Source organism: Sporosarcina sp. ACRSL, assembly GCF_022346605.1.
Lineage (GTDB): Bacteria > Bacillota > Bacilli > Bacillales_A > Planococcaceae > Sporosarcina.
On record NZ_JAKRNT010000007.1, the window covers coordinates 21,555 to 36,278 of the forward strand.

17 protein-coding genes are annotated in these 14,724 nt (G+C 39.2%); all 17 read left to right on the top strand.

From position 1 onward, the window contains the following. Positions 1-340: 340 nt before the first annotated feature. Positions 341-1,225 (top strand): DUF4097 family beta strand repeat-containing protein, encoded by an 885-nt coding sequence (locus MHZ92_RS11210; protein ID WP_239431789.1) that lies wholly within the window; start codon positions 341-343, stop codon positions 1,223-1,225. 769 nt (positions 1,226-1,994) lie between these two features. Next, the gene (locus tag MHZ92_RS11215; RefSeq protein WP_239431790.1) at positions 1,995-2,177 is read left to right on the top strand and encodes a hypothetical protein; all 183 of its coding nucleotides are present in this window, start codon (positions 1,995-1,997) and stop codon (positions 2,175-2,177) included. Between the two features lie 31 nt (positions 2,178-2,208). After that, the gene (locus MHZ92_RS11220) at positions 2,209-2,646 is read left to right on the top strand and encodes a hypothetical protein (protein WP_239431791.1); all 438 of its coding nucleotides are present in this window, start codon (positions 2,209-2,211) and stop codon (positions 2,644-2,646) included. 57 nt (positions 2,647-2,703) lie between these two features. After that, positions 2,704-2,898, top strand: a complete 195-nt coding sequence (locus tag MHZ92_RS11225; protein WP_239431792.1) for a DUF6366 family protein — start codon at positions 2,704-2,706, stop codon at positions 2,896-2,898. A gap of 144 nt (positions 2,899-3,042) precedes the next feature. Continuing rightward, positions 3,043-3,462, top strand: coding sequence for a hypothetical protein (locus tag MHZ92_RS11230; protein WP_239431793.1), 420 nt, complete (start codon positions 3,043-3,045; stop codon positions 3,460-3,462). Positions 3,463-3,560: 98 nt separating this feature from the next. Further along, positions 3,561-4,130 carry a dienelactone hydrolase family protein gene (locus MHZ92_RS11235; RefSeq protein ID WP_239431794.1) on the top strand — a complete coding sequence of 190 codons (570 nt, stop codon included), beginning with the start codon at positions 3,561-3,563 and terminating at the stop codon, positions 4,128-4,130. A gap of 61 nt (positions 4,131-4,191) precedes the next feature. After that, the gene (locus MHZ92_RS11240) at positions 4,192-5,355 is read left to right on the top strand and encodes an acyltransferase family protein (RefSeq protein ID WP_239431795.1); all 1,164 of its coding nucleotides are present in this window, start codon (positions 4,192-4,194) and stop codon (positions 5,353-5,355) included. A gap of 82 nt (positions 5,356-5,437) precedes the next feature. Continuing rightward, entirely contained in the window at positions 5,438-5,599 is a 162-nt protein-coding gene (locus MHZ92_RS11245) for a hypothetical protein (protein ID WP_239431796.1), read from the top strand. Positions 5,600-5,650: 51 nt separating this feature from the next. Then, entirely contained in the window at positions 5,651-5,998 is a 348-nt protein-coding gene (locus tag MHZ92_RS11250) for a YciI family protein (protein ID WP_239431797.1), read from the top strand. A 1-nt stretch (position 5,999) separates the two neighbouring features. Continuing rightward, positions 6,000-6,557 (top strand): type II toxin-antitoxin system HicB family antitoxin, encoded by a 558-nt coding sequence (locus tag MHZ92_RS11255; RefSeq protein ID WP_239431798.1) that lies wholly within the window; start codon positions 6,000-6,002, stop codon positions 6,555-6,557. A 40-nt stretch (positions 6,558-6,597) separates the two neighbouring features. Continuing rightward, entirely contained in the window at positions 6,598-7,131 is a 534-nt protein-coding gene (locus MHZ92_RS11260) for a DUF3267 domain-containing protein (protein WP_239431799.1), read from the top strand. Between the two features lie 255 nt (positions 7,132-7,386). Next, positions 7,387-8,940, top strand: coding sequence for a bifunctional metallophosphatase/5'-nucleotidase (locus tag MHZ92_RS11265; RefSeq protein ID WP_239431800.1), 1,554 nt, complete (start codon positions 7,387-7,389; stop codon positions 8,938-8,940). Between the two features lie 142 nt (positions 8,941-9,082). Further along, complete coding sequence (locus tag MHZ92_RS11270; protein ID WP_239431801.1) at positions 9,083-10,156, top strand: ABC transporter ATP-binding protein; 1,074 nt, start codon at positions 9,083-9,085, stop codon at positions 10,154-10,156. Continuing rightward, a complete protein-coding gene (locus tag MHZ92_RS11275; protein WP_239431802.1) occupies positions 10,134-11,012 on the top strand; it encodes a carbohydrate ABC transporter permease in 879 nt (292 codons plus the stop codon). The genes MHZ92_RS11270 and MHZ92_RS11275 overlap by 23 nt, the downstream gene beginning before the upstream one ends. A gap of 12 nt (positions 11,013-11,024) precedes the next feature. Continuing rightward, positions 11,025-11,849 (top strand): carbohydrate ABC transporter permease, encoded by an 825-nt coding sequence (locus tag MHZ92_RS11280; protein WP_239431803.1) that lies wholly within the window; start codon positions 11,025-11,027, stop codon positions 11,847-11,849. Positions 11,850-11,942: 93 nt separating this feature from the next. Beyond that, the gene (locus MHZ92_RS11285) at positions 11,943-13,280 is read left to right on the top strand and encodes an ABC transporter substrate-binding protein (protein WP_239431804.1); all 1,338 of its coding nucleotides are present in this window, start codon (positions 11,943-11,945) and stop codon (positions 13,278-13,280) included. Continuing rightward, positions 13,280-14,581, top strand: coding sequence for an MBL fold metallo-hydrolase (locus MHZ92_RS11290; RefSeq protein WP_239431805.1), 1,302 nt, complete (start codon positions 13,280-13,282; stop codon positions 14,579-14,581). Before MHZ92_RS11285 ends, MHZ92_RS11290 begins: the two co-directional genes overlap by 1 nt. The last annotated feature ends 143 nt before the right edge of the window (positions 14,582-14,724 follow it).

Below are 14,724 nucleotides of genomic sequence, written 5' to 3' on the forward strand. Positions count from 1 at the left end.
CTTAAGATTAAGACCAGGGGAAAATTAACGCTGAATTAACAATAAAGTTGAATGAATTCTCTTATAATTAATTTAAACCTCATTATTCCTTTAGTGCTTAACTGGTACTAAAGGTTTTTTTGTTTTTTATGAATAACTTGTGCTATTCATCATGATTACTTCCGATAGACAATTAAATTAAAAGAAGGTTTAAAACGATAAGCCGCTTTCTTTTATAAAGGGAATCTATAGAGGAATTTCAATCTTAAGTAGTATCCAATCTCATACCTAAGCCTGATAAAAAGTTATTGGTACATTGATATGTTGATAGAGGAGAAATACGCTGAAAAGAGGAATGAAGATGAAAAAAGTTTTAGTAACGCTAGTAATTGTTGTCATAGCTGTAGTCGTTTTATATTGGGCTAACCTCCCATTTAAGACAGTTTCGGTATCAGAGGAACAAGAAATTGAAGTTGATGGTATACAAGAACTCTCGATCCAAACTACTGCTGCAGATGTTGAACTGATTCCAAGCTCAACTAATCATGTAAAAGTAAGTGTAAATGGAGAAATCAAAAGAGGGTTTAATCATACATACCAATTAGAAATTACGGAAGATGTTGAGAAACAGAAACTGAACATATCGTACGTTAATGACACAAAGAAACTTGGATTGAGACTTGGCAGTGAAGTGAATCTAACCTTGCAAGTTGCCTTGCCTGAAAGAGCTTATAAAAAATTTGAGATTTATACAACCTCTGGAGATATACAAATTCAAAGCATAGAGGTAGAGGAAATGAAAGTAAATTCGACTTCCGGGGATCAGTCGATAGAGGAATCACTAACAACTGGTACATTGTCACTTCAAGCAAGCAGTGGTGACATTTCGTTAAGAGATAATACATTCAATCATTTTATAATTAAAACAACAAGCGGTGAAGTTAGTCATAAGAATTTTAGGTCCGAAAAGGGTGCTATTCATACTACTTCAGGAGATGTAATCTTGTTTTTAGAAGAAATGATTCCTACGCTTAGTACAAATTCAACAAGCGGGGATGTCAACATTCAATTCGAAAAAGAGCCGGAAACACTCGATTTTAAATTTAATAGTAATTCAGGTAAAGCTACTGTAAATCTGGAAAACATGATATTTGAAGAGGGAAGTGAAAGAAAAGTGGGTAGGATTGGTAGGGGGGAAGATCGCTTAACGATCCAAACAACATCAGGTGATCTAACTGTTGAATAATAGAGGGATGGTTACAGAAGTGAATCTTTTAACAGATTATAAAGAGAGTAAATAGGATAAGAAAGAGGAGTGGGGAAAAGAGATTTTATGCTAATCCTTTTTCTAAGAAGGATATCCTGGATTTTATAGAATCTCTACAACCCGAATTAGCAGTAAAGAATTTAGAATTTATTAGAGATAATTACCGAGGAATAAGAGATAAGTAAGTAGAGACTCGCTTCTATGAGCAAGTTTTTCTATATTAAGAAGTTTTTATTAAGCTAACGGAGGCGTTGATCCAAGAAGGGGTTAACGCTATTTTTATAGAACTTTTTGAACTAAAGGGGCACATTAGTGAAGAGTGTTGTTAACTTGTGTTCAACAATCTAGTCAGATTGTGAGGAAAGGAGGGGCTCAAAATTTGTAAACATTTCATAGCACTTGTAACGATTCTAGTCCTCTTTGTTTCTGGCTGTGGCTCACCCCATCAAATTAGTAAGAGTGATTTAGAAGAATACGAAGTTACAAAGACAATAGACGAGAATGTTCAAGGGGACTTTGTTTTCCGACTTGTTAGTGAAAAGAAGGAGTATGCAAATGGGGATGATCTGAAATTATTCGGTGAAATAACGTATATAGGAGATCAAGAGGAGGTTACTATTTATCATTCTTCCTCGGCTATTCTTTTTCCTTTGGAAGAAAAGGTTAGAGGGTTTGATATTGACTTTGTCGTTGAGGACATAGGATTAGCAACAGTCCTTAAACAGGGCAACCTTATCGAGAAGAATACGTGAAAAGTGGTGGATATGATGCAGGTGACCCAAGTGATTACGCGAAATACATGAAACGTTTTTGGGGCAATGATGGCTTCCCCTCTGGATATTATGTTGTTCATAGCGAGACGGACTTCTACTTGGGAGACAGAGAAAGAGTAAATATGAAAGCGACGATAGACTTTAAAGTTGTCGAATAATGTATTAATTGCTCTGAGCGCAATAGGGGGAATGAATTTGAAAACGATTAATTTCTTCATCTGCTTAATCGGGGTATTTTCAATGTTGTTAGTAGGTTGTTCAAACGATATCCAGAATACGGAACAAAGTATAGTAGTCGAAAAGCTTATTGGCGATGAAAATAACAATAACTACGAAGAACTCAGAGAGATCACTGACAATGAGCAAGTTCAAAAAGTGAGAGAGATCTTAAAAGAGGCAAATTGGATAAATGCAAAAGCAGAAAGGGTAAACTCTCCTGATTACAGATTTGCATTTCGTTTTACAAACACCAACATTGAAGCTAAAGCAGTATTATATGAACTATGGATCACCCCAAACAAAGATAAAGTAGAACTCATGGGTGCAAATCAATATGTCAGATTAGACGAAGATAAGTCAGCAGAACTATTTGAAATCATTACAGGAGAAAAGTTAGCGGACCAGTGAAGATCAGCTAATTAGAACGAAGTTATTGAAGAAGCCAGAAAATAGGGAGGTGTTTTATTGAATTCAGATAAAGAAAGACCCGAAGAAATAAGAGAAAGATTGAGACAAGAAGAATTAAAAGGAAACCCTACAGGAGGTATTCACGGTGGAGGACTTCAGGATTTAGTTGGGAGTCTCGGTTGGAAAGGTGCAGGAATACTGATTCTCTTACTAATAGTTGGTTCCATAATCTTATTAATTTCCTTCAATTAACGGGTGCTTCTTTAAGATCATTGAGCAGCTTGAGGGCTTATTTTTATTGAACTAACGAGGCAATAGCTTCTTGTGAAGGGTTAATAATTCCTTAAGAATAAAACAAGGTGAAGGGCGGGACTACACATGGAAAGGCACCCTACAATGACTATTTGGACACCTACTAAAGAATTTGCCGAAGAATTGGGTATAGCGATTAACTTCAAATTAAGAGTTGATCCTAAAAGTGGATTAGTTATAACCCTGATTGATTCAAGGAAAATCGAAGTGGATTTTATCTACGATAGTGGAGTGAAATATTTGGGTGATAGAGTAGTGTCTTTTAGATATACAAGTGAGATTCCAATGTCTTACCTTAATTATCCTAAGGAGAGTGTTAGGGATCAATTCGCCCTCCACCTTTTTAAAGCGGTAGACTCTGATTATCTAGACAGATTTAAACCCTTATTTCCCGACAATCTAGCACATCGTTTGGAACATCATATTTATCCAGTAGACACTGGGATAATTGAGGTGATCTGTGACTATGAGCCGAAGGTTGTCATAAACAAGGGCGCTCATTAAGGTAGATATTTCTAAATCGTAAAATTCTGGCAGGTCAAACAGGCTTTTTTGTCGAAACTTAGACATAGGGAATTTAATTAAATTGGAGGAAAAAAACGATGGCAGAAGTTTTGTTGTTACACCATGTTTTAGGCCGAACGAAGGGGATTGAAGCAATCGCCGATCAACTGAGAGATGCGGGGCATACTGTGCACGTGCCGGATTTATTTGACGGCCGCGTGTTTTCCTCGCTGGAGGAAGGCTTGGCATTTGTTAAGGAAATCGGATTTGAAGAAGTGACGGCGCGCGGCATTCAGGCAGCCAGTGAGCTTTCACGTGATGTCGTCTATGCTGGTTTTTCACTCGGTGTCCCGGCAGCACAGCAGCTCGCCCAAACCCGTGAAGGCGCTAAAGGCGCACTGTTTTTTCATGCCTGCCTCCCGACCTCGGCGTTTGAATCTCAGTGGCCGGCCGACTTGCCTGTGCAAGTTCACGCCATGAGTGCCGATCCTTTTTTCGTTGAAGACGGCGACATCGACGCGGCCCGTGAGCTTGTAGCGTCAGCCAATCACGCTAAACTTTTTCTGTACGAAGGCAAAGAACATCTCTTCACCGACAGCAGTTTACCGTCTTATAATGCTGACGCGACGAAACTTGTGATCAAGCGGGTTCTAGACTTTCTCGCATAATTGTTAAAAAAGTAGATTTGGAAGGTCAGAGAGTAACTTTTAATAGGAAAGGGGTTTATAGGTGAAAAGAGAGAGTGAACGTTTATATTTCATCGACAATATAAAAATAGCATTAATTATGCTTGTAGTTGCTCACCATGCTGGACAAGCTTATGGACCAGGTGGTTGGTGGTATTTTATGGATGATGAATCGATCGACTGGTTGGGCAGATTTTTCTTTGTAAATGCAGCATTCTTTATGAGTATGTTTTTCTTTTTATCCGCCTATTTTCTCCCTCCATCCATCGCGAGAAAAGGGCCGAAACGATTTTTAAAAGAACGGTTTATTAGAATTGGTATTCCACTACTACTGGGATTCCTCGTGATGATTCCTATTCTGATGTATTTATATTACATTAATTTCAGAGATTATGGACCTATCTCATTTTTTTCTTACTATACTACTATTTTTTTGGGACTTGGTAATGAACCCATGAATTGGTCTGGGCCATCATGGCCTGATATGCAATTTGGCCATTTATGGTTTTTAGAGCATTTACTTGTGTATGCGGTTGTTTTTTCAGTCGTCTGGATCTTCTTTACATCAAAGAAGTTCACACGAAAATCGGATGAAAACATTAAGATTTATCAGATTCTGTCTCTGTGGTTGGTCGTTAGTTTAGTGACTTTCATTACAAGGATATGGTTTCCGATTGATCATTGGACAGGTTTTTTAGGGTTTATTCAAACAGAATTTGCACATGTACCACAGTATGTAAGCTTCTTTTGTTTAGGCATTATGGCTTATCATCGCAAATGGTTTTTAACGATGAGTGCGAGAACAGGGTACATCTGGCTTGTTATTGGAATAGTAATAGTAACTCTTTTGTATTTTGGAGGAAATACGGTAGGTCCTTTTCTTCTAAAGGGAGGGCCAAACTTCGGTTCGTTAACTCGATCATTAATTGAGACGTTACTGTGTATATCGCTTATAATCGGTCTTCTCATTTTATTTAGAGAAAAAATTAACGGCAGTACTCGTTGGTCAGTGTTGTTATCAAACAATGTATTTGTTGTTTATTTCATCCATGTCCCAGTAGTTGTCTTCCTTCAATATACATTGAATGACCTACCAATACCGGTCATGGCTAAATTTCTTATAACGGCATTTTTAGGAATCGTTCTAAGTTTTTTACTTAGTATCTTTGTATGGAGAAAGATACCATACCTCAAAAAAATGATGTAAAGGCAGCTTACTTCACTACGTACGTACTGATAAACATATATATAACAAGAAAGAGGTGATATCTATAATGTGGATATTCCCAGTGGGTATTGTAGCGCTTATAACTTTTGGTCTGTTAGTTGATTGGAGAAAGAAAAAATATAGAAAGATTCATCAGGATGCCATTAACCAAAATGCAAAATCAGAAGAAAGTTTGAATTACACGGTGGAGGGTGACCAAAATTCACCCGGTAATTATTTGTAACACATGCTCTTGCTCTAAGAGATTTACCAATAAAAGAAGGAGGAGATTTTAATGCTATTTATGCTTATTGTTAAAGCCTCGAAGAATTCGGAAGGGGAAAATCTTCCGAACCCAGAGCTCCGGGAAGCGATGACGAAGTACAATGAAGAATTGGTGAAGGCAGGCGTGCGAGTTATGGCAAAAGGGCTTCATCCAAGTTCGAATGGGATTCGCCTTTCGTTTCCGGAAGAAGGGGGAACGCCTGTAGTCACGGAAGGTCCGTTTTCAGGTGATTTGGTTGCTGGGTTTATTTTAATTGATGTGGAGTCGAGGGAAGAAGCGATCGAGTGGGCCATGCGGATGCCGGATCCCCAAGGACATGGGGAAGGTCAAATTGAGCTTCGGCAAGTATTTGAGTGATATGACATTTGAGAATGTAGCTTATCCAGCATTTATAAAACAAGAAGAAGAAGGTTTCGGAATTCATTTCCCAACATTACTTCCAGAGTTTGGGTGGGAATATCCCTTATGCTCGGCTACCACGAAGAAGGAAGCTATTCAACGTGCAAAGAAGGAATTAGCTTATTTGTTAGCGGGTGTTCTATATGATAATGAAGAATTGCCAAGCCAGTCACACATCCCTGCAGATCGTGTGACGGAAGAGATGGAACTTGTTTTTATTACAACTTCTTATAGTGATTATGCGAAGGAAATTGATGAGCATTTACCTTGGCGTCATTGGCATATCTATTTTAACAGGGATATGAGTAGTGATTTTCAAGCTGTTGCCTATAAGAATGACCAAGGATATTGGGATGTCAGGGTAGACGGTCATTTACCGATCGCATTGGAGCAGAAGAAATTGTTACAACTTTGTCCTACCTATCCTGTAATTTGTACGGTACGATGTCGAGTTGAAGCAGAAGAAGCATTTGATCGTTTTGTACGAAGAGTAGAAGATCTAATAAACAATTTCTAGCTATTATTTGGAGCTAGATCGTAGAAAGGCAGGAACGATTATGATCGTGTGGTTTCGTCATTTGCCACAGATACATTTGGATTCGGCAGAATGGAAACCTTTCATTCACAATCCATGGTTTCGAAAGCATTTTATGAAGTTTGTTTACGTATTAATGGTTATTTTTTTCTTAGCACCAAATTGGTTCGGGGTAGGGTTCACTCAAATTTCAATTCTCCCGCTACTGTCAATCATTGTTTCTGTTTTTGTACTACACGAAGCCCTTCATATTCTTGTCATCAATAAAAAAGACGATATAAGCCTAACGTTCAAGGGAATCTATTTTTGGCTACATACAAATGCAATTCTTTCAAAGAAAAGGTTTTGGGTCTTTATGAGCTTGCCTTTTATCGTGCTAACGGTAATCCCGGCTATTGCTTCATTCTTTGTATCGGGTGATATCAAATCAATCCTTTTATTTAGTAGTTGGTTCAATTTAATCATCTCTTCCGCCGATATTGTGAATTCAATTTTAATCTTACTAAAACCGAATAAATCTGTATTTTGCAGAGGCTACTACAGAGTAGCATCGTAAGTGTTAACGAAGCAAATATGTAAAAGAACAGTACCCCTTCAGAGCCGTGAAAAGGCTTTGGAGGGGTTTGTTATTTCTTAGACCTATGCGTCACATAATAAATGTTGAGTGCACAGACATTTGTAAATTTTTTGTTGATTTTTTGTAATGTTCTTGTTAGTTTTGATGGTTTTCAGTTTTGATTTGTTATGATGAGATAGCTTTCTAGTATAACTTTATAACCTGATTTTTAACATAAACTGGGAGACGGAATTCATGAAAAAAATAACAATCCTACAGACTAGCGACATTCACGGAAGTGTTTATCCGCAGAACTATGGAACGAACGAAATAGCAGACGTTGGACTGGGGAAACTTGCGACAATCATAAAACAAGAACGCGCTTTGGATGAACAACTACTTCTCATTGACAATGGGGATCTCATCCAAGGTACACCATTAACCTATTACTATGTCCAGTTTGCAAAAGATGAAAAGAACCCGATGATCAGCGTCTTGAATCACTTATCGTATGATGCTGCCATCATTGGAAATCATGAATTCAACTATGGGATGGAAGTAGTGAATCGTGCAGTACAAGAATCAGATTTTCCTTGGCTTTCTGCGAATATTATTTCTACAACTTCAGGCGAACCATACTTTGGAAAACCTTATTTGATCAAAACGGTAAATTCCGTAAAGATAGCGATCTTAGGGGTTACCACTCATTACATACCGAATTGGGAAGACGCACGAAATATAGCAGGGCTCGATTTCAAAGATTGTCTTCAAGAAACGAAAAAATGGGTTGCCCATATAAGAGAAAAGGAATGTCCCGATGTAGTGGTCGTTTCTTATCATGGAGGATTTGAATGCGATCTTGAAACTGGTGAACCGGCTGAACCTTTAACTGGGGAAAATCAAGGATTTGCGATCTGTCATGAAGTCGAGGGAATCGACGTTTTGCTGACAGGGCACCAACATCGCACGTTAGCAGGCAATGTGAATGGTGTAGCAATCGTGCAACCATCGAATAACGGGCAAATGATGGGGAAAGTGACCCTCACGTTAAATGAGAATAACGAAATTATTAATAAAACTTCCGAATTACTTCCAATCGAAGAAGTGGAAGCTGATCAGGAAATTTTGAGCTTAACATCAGATATAGAAGCACAAACGCAAAAGTGGCTCGACCAACCGATCGGAAAGATCGAAGGAGATATGGTCATCACTGATGATTTTTCGGTACGAACAAGTGAGCATCCTGCGATTGAATTTATTAACAAAGTGCAAATGGAAGCTGCTGGTGTGGATATTTCTTCTACCTCCTTATTGAGCAACCAATCTCCGGGATTCAGAACAAATGTCACAATGCGCGACATCATATCGAATTACATGTTTCCAAATACATTAAAAGTTCTTTCTGTCAGTGGACAGGATATTAAAGATGCACTTGAACAGAGTGCCTCCTATTTTATGAGGAATGAAACAGGAGAACTTGAAGTAAACCGAGCGTTTATCGATCCAAAACCCCAACATTATAATTACGACATGTGGGAAGGAATTGAATACGTCTTGGATATTCGCAAACCGATTGGCGAACGAGTAACGACATTAACGTATAAAGGGGAGCCGATCCATATGGACGGGATCTATCATGTCGTCATGAATAATTACCGCGCTGGTGGCGGGGGGAATTACGCGATGTTCAAGGATAAGCCGATTGTAAAAGAAATCCCTTTGGATATGACAGAACTCATCACGACCTATATTCTCGAACGACAAACAGTCAAAGCAACCGTCAATCACAATTGGAAAGTTGTTTGGTAATAAAGAGAAAGAAGAGTTGAGCTTATCAATTCTCTTTTTTCTTTACAGAACCTTTATTTGAAATTTACAGTAACTCAATATTCTGCGACAACTTCACTGCTATACTGAACTGCTGCACACTAATTAGTAAGGGAGCATTATGATGACCATTACATTACAGAATATATCCATGAAATTTTCAAATACAACTGCAGTGAATCAACTGAATGTCACGATTCCGAAAGGGGAACTCGTCTCTATATTAGGACCTAGTGGCTGTGGGAAAAGTACAACGTTATTTATGCTCGCAGGACTTTATGAACCAACCGATGGAGCGATTTTGTTCAACGGCAAGGACGTCACAAAACTAACACCGGAGAAACGCGGCATTGGGATGGTATTTCAAAACTATGCCCTCTATCCGCATATGACAGTATTGCAAAATATTATGTTTCCTTTAAAAATGCATAAAGTGAAAAAAACAGAAGCGAAAGCAAAAGTAATCGAAATGGCTAAACTCGTCGAAATTGATCATTTACTAGATCGAAAACCAAGTATGTTATCGGGTGGGCAACAGCAACGTGTAGCAATCGCGCGTGCCTTAGTGAGAGAACCCGAGATTTTATTATTAGATGAACCGCTGTCAAATTTAGATGCCCGCCTACGTTTAACGATGCGGGAAGAGATTAGAAGAATACAGCAAGCACTTAAAATTACGACTGTGTTTGTGACACATGACCAAGAAGAAGCACTCGGTATATCAGACCATGTTCTCTTGATGAACCAAGGAGAGCTCATGCAATTTGATGTTCCTCAAAATTTGTATGATGAACCGAATCATCAATTTGTCGCAAGTTTCATCGGCTCACCGCCAATGAATTATTTTGAAGGGGACATTGTGAGTGGCGTACTACAAACTCCTTTTGGCTATGACGTTTCCATTGACGCACCTGACCAACCGGTACAAATTGCTGTTCGCCCCGAAAATCTATACCTTTCAACTACCGGAATTTCTAAGGAAGTACAGTACATAGAGCGGATCGGTAAAGATACACTTGCGGTTATTGGCACCGAAGAGGATAAAATACGACTCTTCCTGAAAAAAGAAGACCGTATCGAAGTTGGACAAGCCATTCATGTTCAAGCGAATCAAAAAGATATCCGGATTTTCCAGAAGTCGGGTGAAAGAATTTATTTAAAGGGGCAATTGGACGATGAAACTCAAAGAAACAGCTAAAGCAGTTCTTTACTTATCCCCAGCATTGCTCATTATCGGAGTCTTCACCATCTATCCGATGATTAAGTCATTCTTTATGAGTTTTTATGCTGAGTACGACTATTTCAATGATGTCGTTCATCGTTATGGTTTTGATAACTTTGTCTATTTGTGGAATGATGCCGTTTTCCATAAAGCATTGCAAAATACGTTTATCTTTGTACTCGGTGTTGTACCTGTTTCTATTCTGTTATCACTATGGATTGCTTTAATGCTGAATTCGATCACGTTTCTCAATAAGTTTTTCAGAACGATTTATTTTATCCCATTCGTTACGAGTGTTGTAGCCGTGTCGATCGTATGGAGATGGATCTTTCATTCAAACTACGGAATAATGAACTATTTTCTTAGTTGGTTCGGAGTGGACCCGATTAATTGGCTTACAAGTACGGAATGGGCGATGCCTTCCCTTATCATTCTATCGATTTGGAAAGGGCTCGGTTATAACATCATCATCTTTTTAGCAGGTTTACAAACAATTGGAGACACCTATTATAATGCGGCACGAATTGATGGGGCCAACCGTTGGAATCGATTCATACATGTCACGCTGCCTCAATTGGCACCTACGACATTTTTCGTCTCCATCATTTCGATTATCGGATCATTTAAAGTGTTCGATGAAATTTATGCGTTGTTTGACGGAAAAGCGGGTCCATCGAATAGCGCATTAACGGTTGTGTATTATGTGTTCGATAAGTTTTACGGAGAATGGAATTTCGGAGTCGCTTCAGCAGCGGCGTATGTTTTATTCGCCATCATCTTCGTGTTTACATTACTGCAGTTTTATGTCAGTAAGAAAAAAATCACTTATTAAGGGAGAAAGAACATGAAAACGAGTCCTCTTTCGAAGACATTTATTTACGGTCTGCTAGGGATCGGCAGCATTTTAATGCTATTACCTTTCGTTTGGATGATTTCGACCTCGCTTAAAAGTGGGAACGAAGTCATGATGATGCCGCCTATTTGGATTCCGGAAACGTTTCGTTTCGATAACTATGTAGAAGCATTTAAGAAAGCTCCTTTTGCTACATACTTTTTAAATTCAGTCATTGTCATGGTGCTTAGTACGCTTGGTGAGGTCATTACAACCATTTTAGCAGCCTATGCATTTAGCAAATTGAACTTTTGGGGGAAGGATGTCCTCTTTGCCCTATTAGTTGGAACGATGATGGTTCCAGGCGAAGTGTTACTTGTACCGAATTTTGTTTTACTCTCGAATTTAGGGTGGATTGATCGTTACGAGGCCCTTATTATTCCATGGACTGCCAGCATCTTTTCGATCTTTTTACTAAGACAGTTCTTCATGAAAATCCCGAAAGAGTTGAACTATGCAGCTCGTGTCGATGGTTGCACAAATTTCAGGTTTTTGTGGTCCATTATGATTCCGATTGCGAAGCCGGCGATCGTTACGATTATTTTATTGAAAGCGATTGGGTCATGGAACGCATTTTTATGGCCTTTAATTGTAACAAATTCAAAGGAAATGAGAACGTTACCTGTCGGGCTCACAAGCTTTTCAACGGAAGCAGGGACTGTGTATGAACTGTTGATGGCAGCCTCTACGATGATTATTTTGCCGATGATTATTTTATTCATTTTCTTGCAAAAGTACATTATCAAAGGCATTGCAGGAGCTGGCATTAAAGGTTGAGGAGCGGACATTTGAGGAGGTGTTGCGTAGGGGTTTTGAAGTATTGAACAGTTAACACTCTATTTGATAAAACATAAAAAAGGAGAATGACACATGAAAAAGTTTTCTTTACTCGTATTTTTACTAATGGTGAGTGTTTTACTAGTTGCTTGTGGCGACGATAAAGAAGAGGGCAATGCTTCAAATGCAGCATCAGGCGATAAAAAACAAACAGAAACAGCAAAGACAGAAACAACGGAACCAGTAGAAATTGAATTTTGGCACGCGATGAATGGTGATCATGAAGTATGGTTGGAAGATGCAGCAGCAAAATTCAGTGAAGAAAATGAAAACATTACAGTGAAACTAGTGAACCAAGGCAGCTATGGTGATTTGTCTCAAAAGTTACTTGCAGCAGCAAAAGCAAAAACATCACCGACAATTGCACAAGCTTATGCAGAGTGGATGACAGAGTATAATGCAAATAATTTAGTAGTAGACTTGGCACCAATGATCAATGGAGAAAATGGGTTCCCTGCGGATGCAAGCTATGAAGATATTAGCGAAGTGTTCCGAGTCGATAATACGTTTGGCGATAAAGTATTAGGTTTACCATTTAACAAATCAACACGTGTTCTTTTCTATAACAAAGATTATTTTGAAGCGAACGGATTGACTGCTCCAACAACTTGGGATGAGTTAGCAGCAGCCGCAAAAACATTAACAAAAGAAATCGATGGCAAACAAGTTGTAGGTATGGGTTTTGAAAACGGATTGGCACATGAAATTAGCATGTGGTTCGAACAAGCTGGCGGGGACTTTGTCGATGAAAAAGAAGGTAAAGTTTTATTCAATACAGATGCAGGTCTACGCGCATTAACATTTATCGATACAATGCTGAAAGATGGTTCGGCACGTATGGCTGGTGAAGATGGATACTTATCAGGTCCATTCACTAGAGGGGACGTTGCAATGTATATCGGTTCAAGTGCAGGTCTTGCGTACGTAGCGAAAGATGCAGGAAATATGAACTGGTCAACAGCTCCACTTCCGAAAGATGTCGAAGCGGCAGCTCCTTTCCAAGGAACGAACATTACAATGTTTGCCAATAGCACAGAAGCAGAACAAGCGGCGGCATTTGAATTCATGAAATACTTGATTACTCCTGAAAATACGGTAGATTGGGCAAAAGCAACAGGGTATTTACCAGTTCGAGAATCTGCTCAACAAGGGCAAGATTGGCTATCCTTTATTGAAGAAAACGAAGCGTACCAAGCTGGGAATGCTCAATACGCGGATGGATTCATCGACGTTCGTTTACCTGGTTCGTACGCGATGAAAAATGCAATTTCTGTAGAGTTAGATAAGATGTTATTTGAAGGTGCAACGCCAGCTGAAACGTTAGAAGCGATGAGTACGAAAGCGCAAGAAGCGTTAGATCAAGCAAAATGATGGAACAAAATGATTTCAAAAACGGCCAAACAACGATTCAATTTTATGCTGGCTTAAAGACTATTGGCGGAACTATTTTTGAAGTAACGTATAAGAACGAAAGATTGATAGCAGATTTTGGAGTTGTGTTTCAAAATAACTTGCTGAAGGGCGTTCAATTGCGCCCTCAGCATGTTATTTCCGATTTGAAACGACTTGGTGTTCTCCCTGCGATTCCAAATCTATTTGCAACGGATGAGATAAAAGGAGATACAACGATTGCTATCTCTCATTTGCACTTAGATCATATCGGTTTGTTGCAATACGTCCACCCGGAAATCCCGATCATCATGAGTGAAGAGAGCAAAACATTGTATGGACACTTGCATGCAATTGGGGAAGAATCTGTAGATGTGGAGGGGCAAGTGAAGAGCGTCCCGTTCCATCAGCCGATACAAGTGTCTGCGAATATCCAAGTCGAGTTTTTCCCCGTCAATCACGATGCGCCGGGTACGTCAGCAATGCGGATTACAACACCGGATACAACGATTGTCTACACGGGAGATGTCCGTTTACATGAAGACGATGTTGATACTGCAAACTTACCAAATGTAGCAGGATCTCCAGACATTTTAATTATAGAAACGACGAATGTACAAGAGGAATTTCTCGATAAAAATCCAGTCATTCAAAGTGAAGCGGATGAGTTAATCCCTGCGCTGCTGAAGATCGATTCGCCATCGATTGTTTTCAATATTTATCATCGAAATGTGAAACGCTTGGAGATATTGATAGAAGCGGCAAGACAAAAAGGGAAAATCATAGTCTTCGAGCCGGAAACAGCTTATTTAGTGCAGGCATACAACATGGAAGCACCGCATGTGCGCTATTTACTTGATGATGATTCAAAAGTAAGTAGGCTAATCGATGCGATTGAGCCGATAACGATTGAACAATTGAAAAGCGACTTTTCACAAGTGTGGCTCCAATCTTCCTATCATCAGATGATGACATTATTAGATCTGCCTGTACAAGGCGCTACATACGTTCACTCGAACGGTGTGCCTTTGGGAAGCTTTGATCCTATGTATGCCGGATTGTTCGAGTGGGTCGATAAACTTGGCATGGAGTTCGTCGTGTTAGGGGTATCCGGCCATGCATCCGCCGCTCAGATTAAATGGCTAGCAGATGCAATGCAAGCAAAAGTAACAATTCCGCTCCACGGTTTTACACCTGAATTGTTGCAGGGGCCGAATGAGACGTTCTTGCCTGAAACAGGTGTTGTTTATCCGATCGCGAGCCTTTTGAAAGAAAAAGAATAGTTATCAGACTAACGGGTTCTATGCTTACGGCATATATTTCAACAGCAAATCAACAATATATATTGCAAAAAAAAAAACGCTCAAAATGAGCGTTTTTTGATGTATATTTACTATCCTTATTTTACTGAAGCATCCGTTAGTTA

What these genes read in the sequence shown, in the direction of transcription:
- MHZ92_RS11275 (WP_239431802.1), top strand. Translation starts at nt 10,134, where the DNA reads ATGAAACTCAAAGAAACAGCTAAAGCAGTTCTTTACTTATCCCCAGCA.
- MHZ92_RS11280 (WP_239431803.1), top strand. Translation starts at nt 11,025, where the DNA reads ATGAAAACGAGTCCTCTTTCGAAGACATTTATTTACGGTCTGCTAGGG.
- MHZ92_RS11270 (WP_239431801.1), top strand. Translation starts at nt 9,083, where the DNA reads ATGACCATTACATTACAGAATATATCCATGAAATTTTCAAATACAACT.
- MHZ92_RS11220 (WP_239431791.1), top strand. Translation starts at nt 2,209, where the DNA reads ATGAATTTGAAAACGATTAATTTCTTCATCTGCTTAATCGGGGTATTT.
- MHZ92_RS11285 (WP_239431804.1), top strand. Translation starts at nt 11,943, where the DNA reads ATGAAAAAGTTTTCTTTACTCGTATTTTTACTAATGGTGAGTGTTTTA.
- MHZ92_RS11210 (WP_239431789.1), top strand. Translation starts at nt 341, where the DNA reads ATGAAAAAAGTTTTAGTAACGCTAGTAATTGTTGTCATAGCTGTAGTC.
- MHZ92_RS11265 (WP_239431800.1), top strand. Translation starts at nt 7,387, where the DNA reads ATGAAAAAAATAACAATCCTACAGACTAGCGACATTCACGGAAGTGTT.
- MHZ92_RS11235 (WP_239431794.1), top strand. Translation starts at nt 3,561, where the DNA reads ATGGCAGAAGTTTTGTTGTTACACCATGTTTTAGGCCGAACGAAGGGG.
- MHZ92_RS11260 (WP_239431799.1), top strand. Translation starts at nt 6,598, where the DNA reads ATGATCGTGTGGTTTCGTCATTTGCCACAGATACATTTGGATTCGGCA.
- MHZ92_RS11230 (WP_239431793.1), top strand. Translation starts at nt 3,043, where the DNA reads ATGACTATTTGGACACCTACTAAAGAATTTGCCGAAGAATTGGGTATA.
- MHZ92_RS11255 (WP_239431798.1), top strand. Translation starts at nt 6,000, where the DNA reads ATGACATTTGAGAATGTAGCTTATCCAGCATTTATAAAACAAGAAGAA.
- MHZ92_RS11250 (WP_239431797.1), top strand. Translation starts at nt 5,651, where the DNA reads ATGCTATTTATGCTTATTGTTAAAGCCTCGAAGAATTCGGAAGGGGAA.
- MHZ92_RS11290 (WP_239431805.1), top strand. Translation starts at nt 13,280, where the DNA reads ATGGAACAAAATGATTTCAAAAACGGCCAAACAACGATTCAATTTTAT.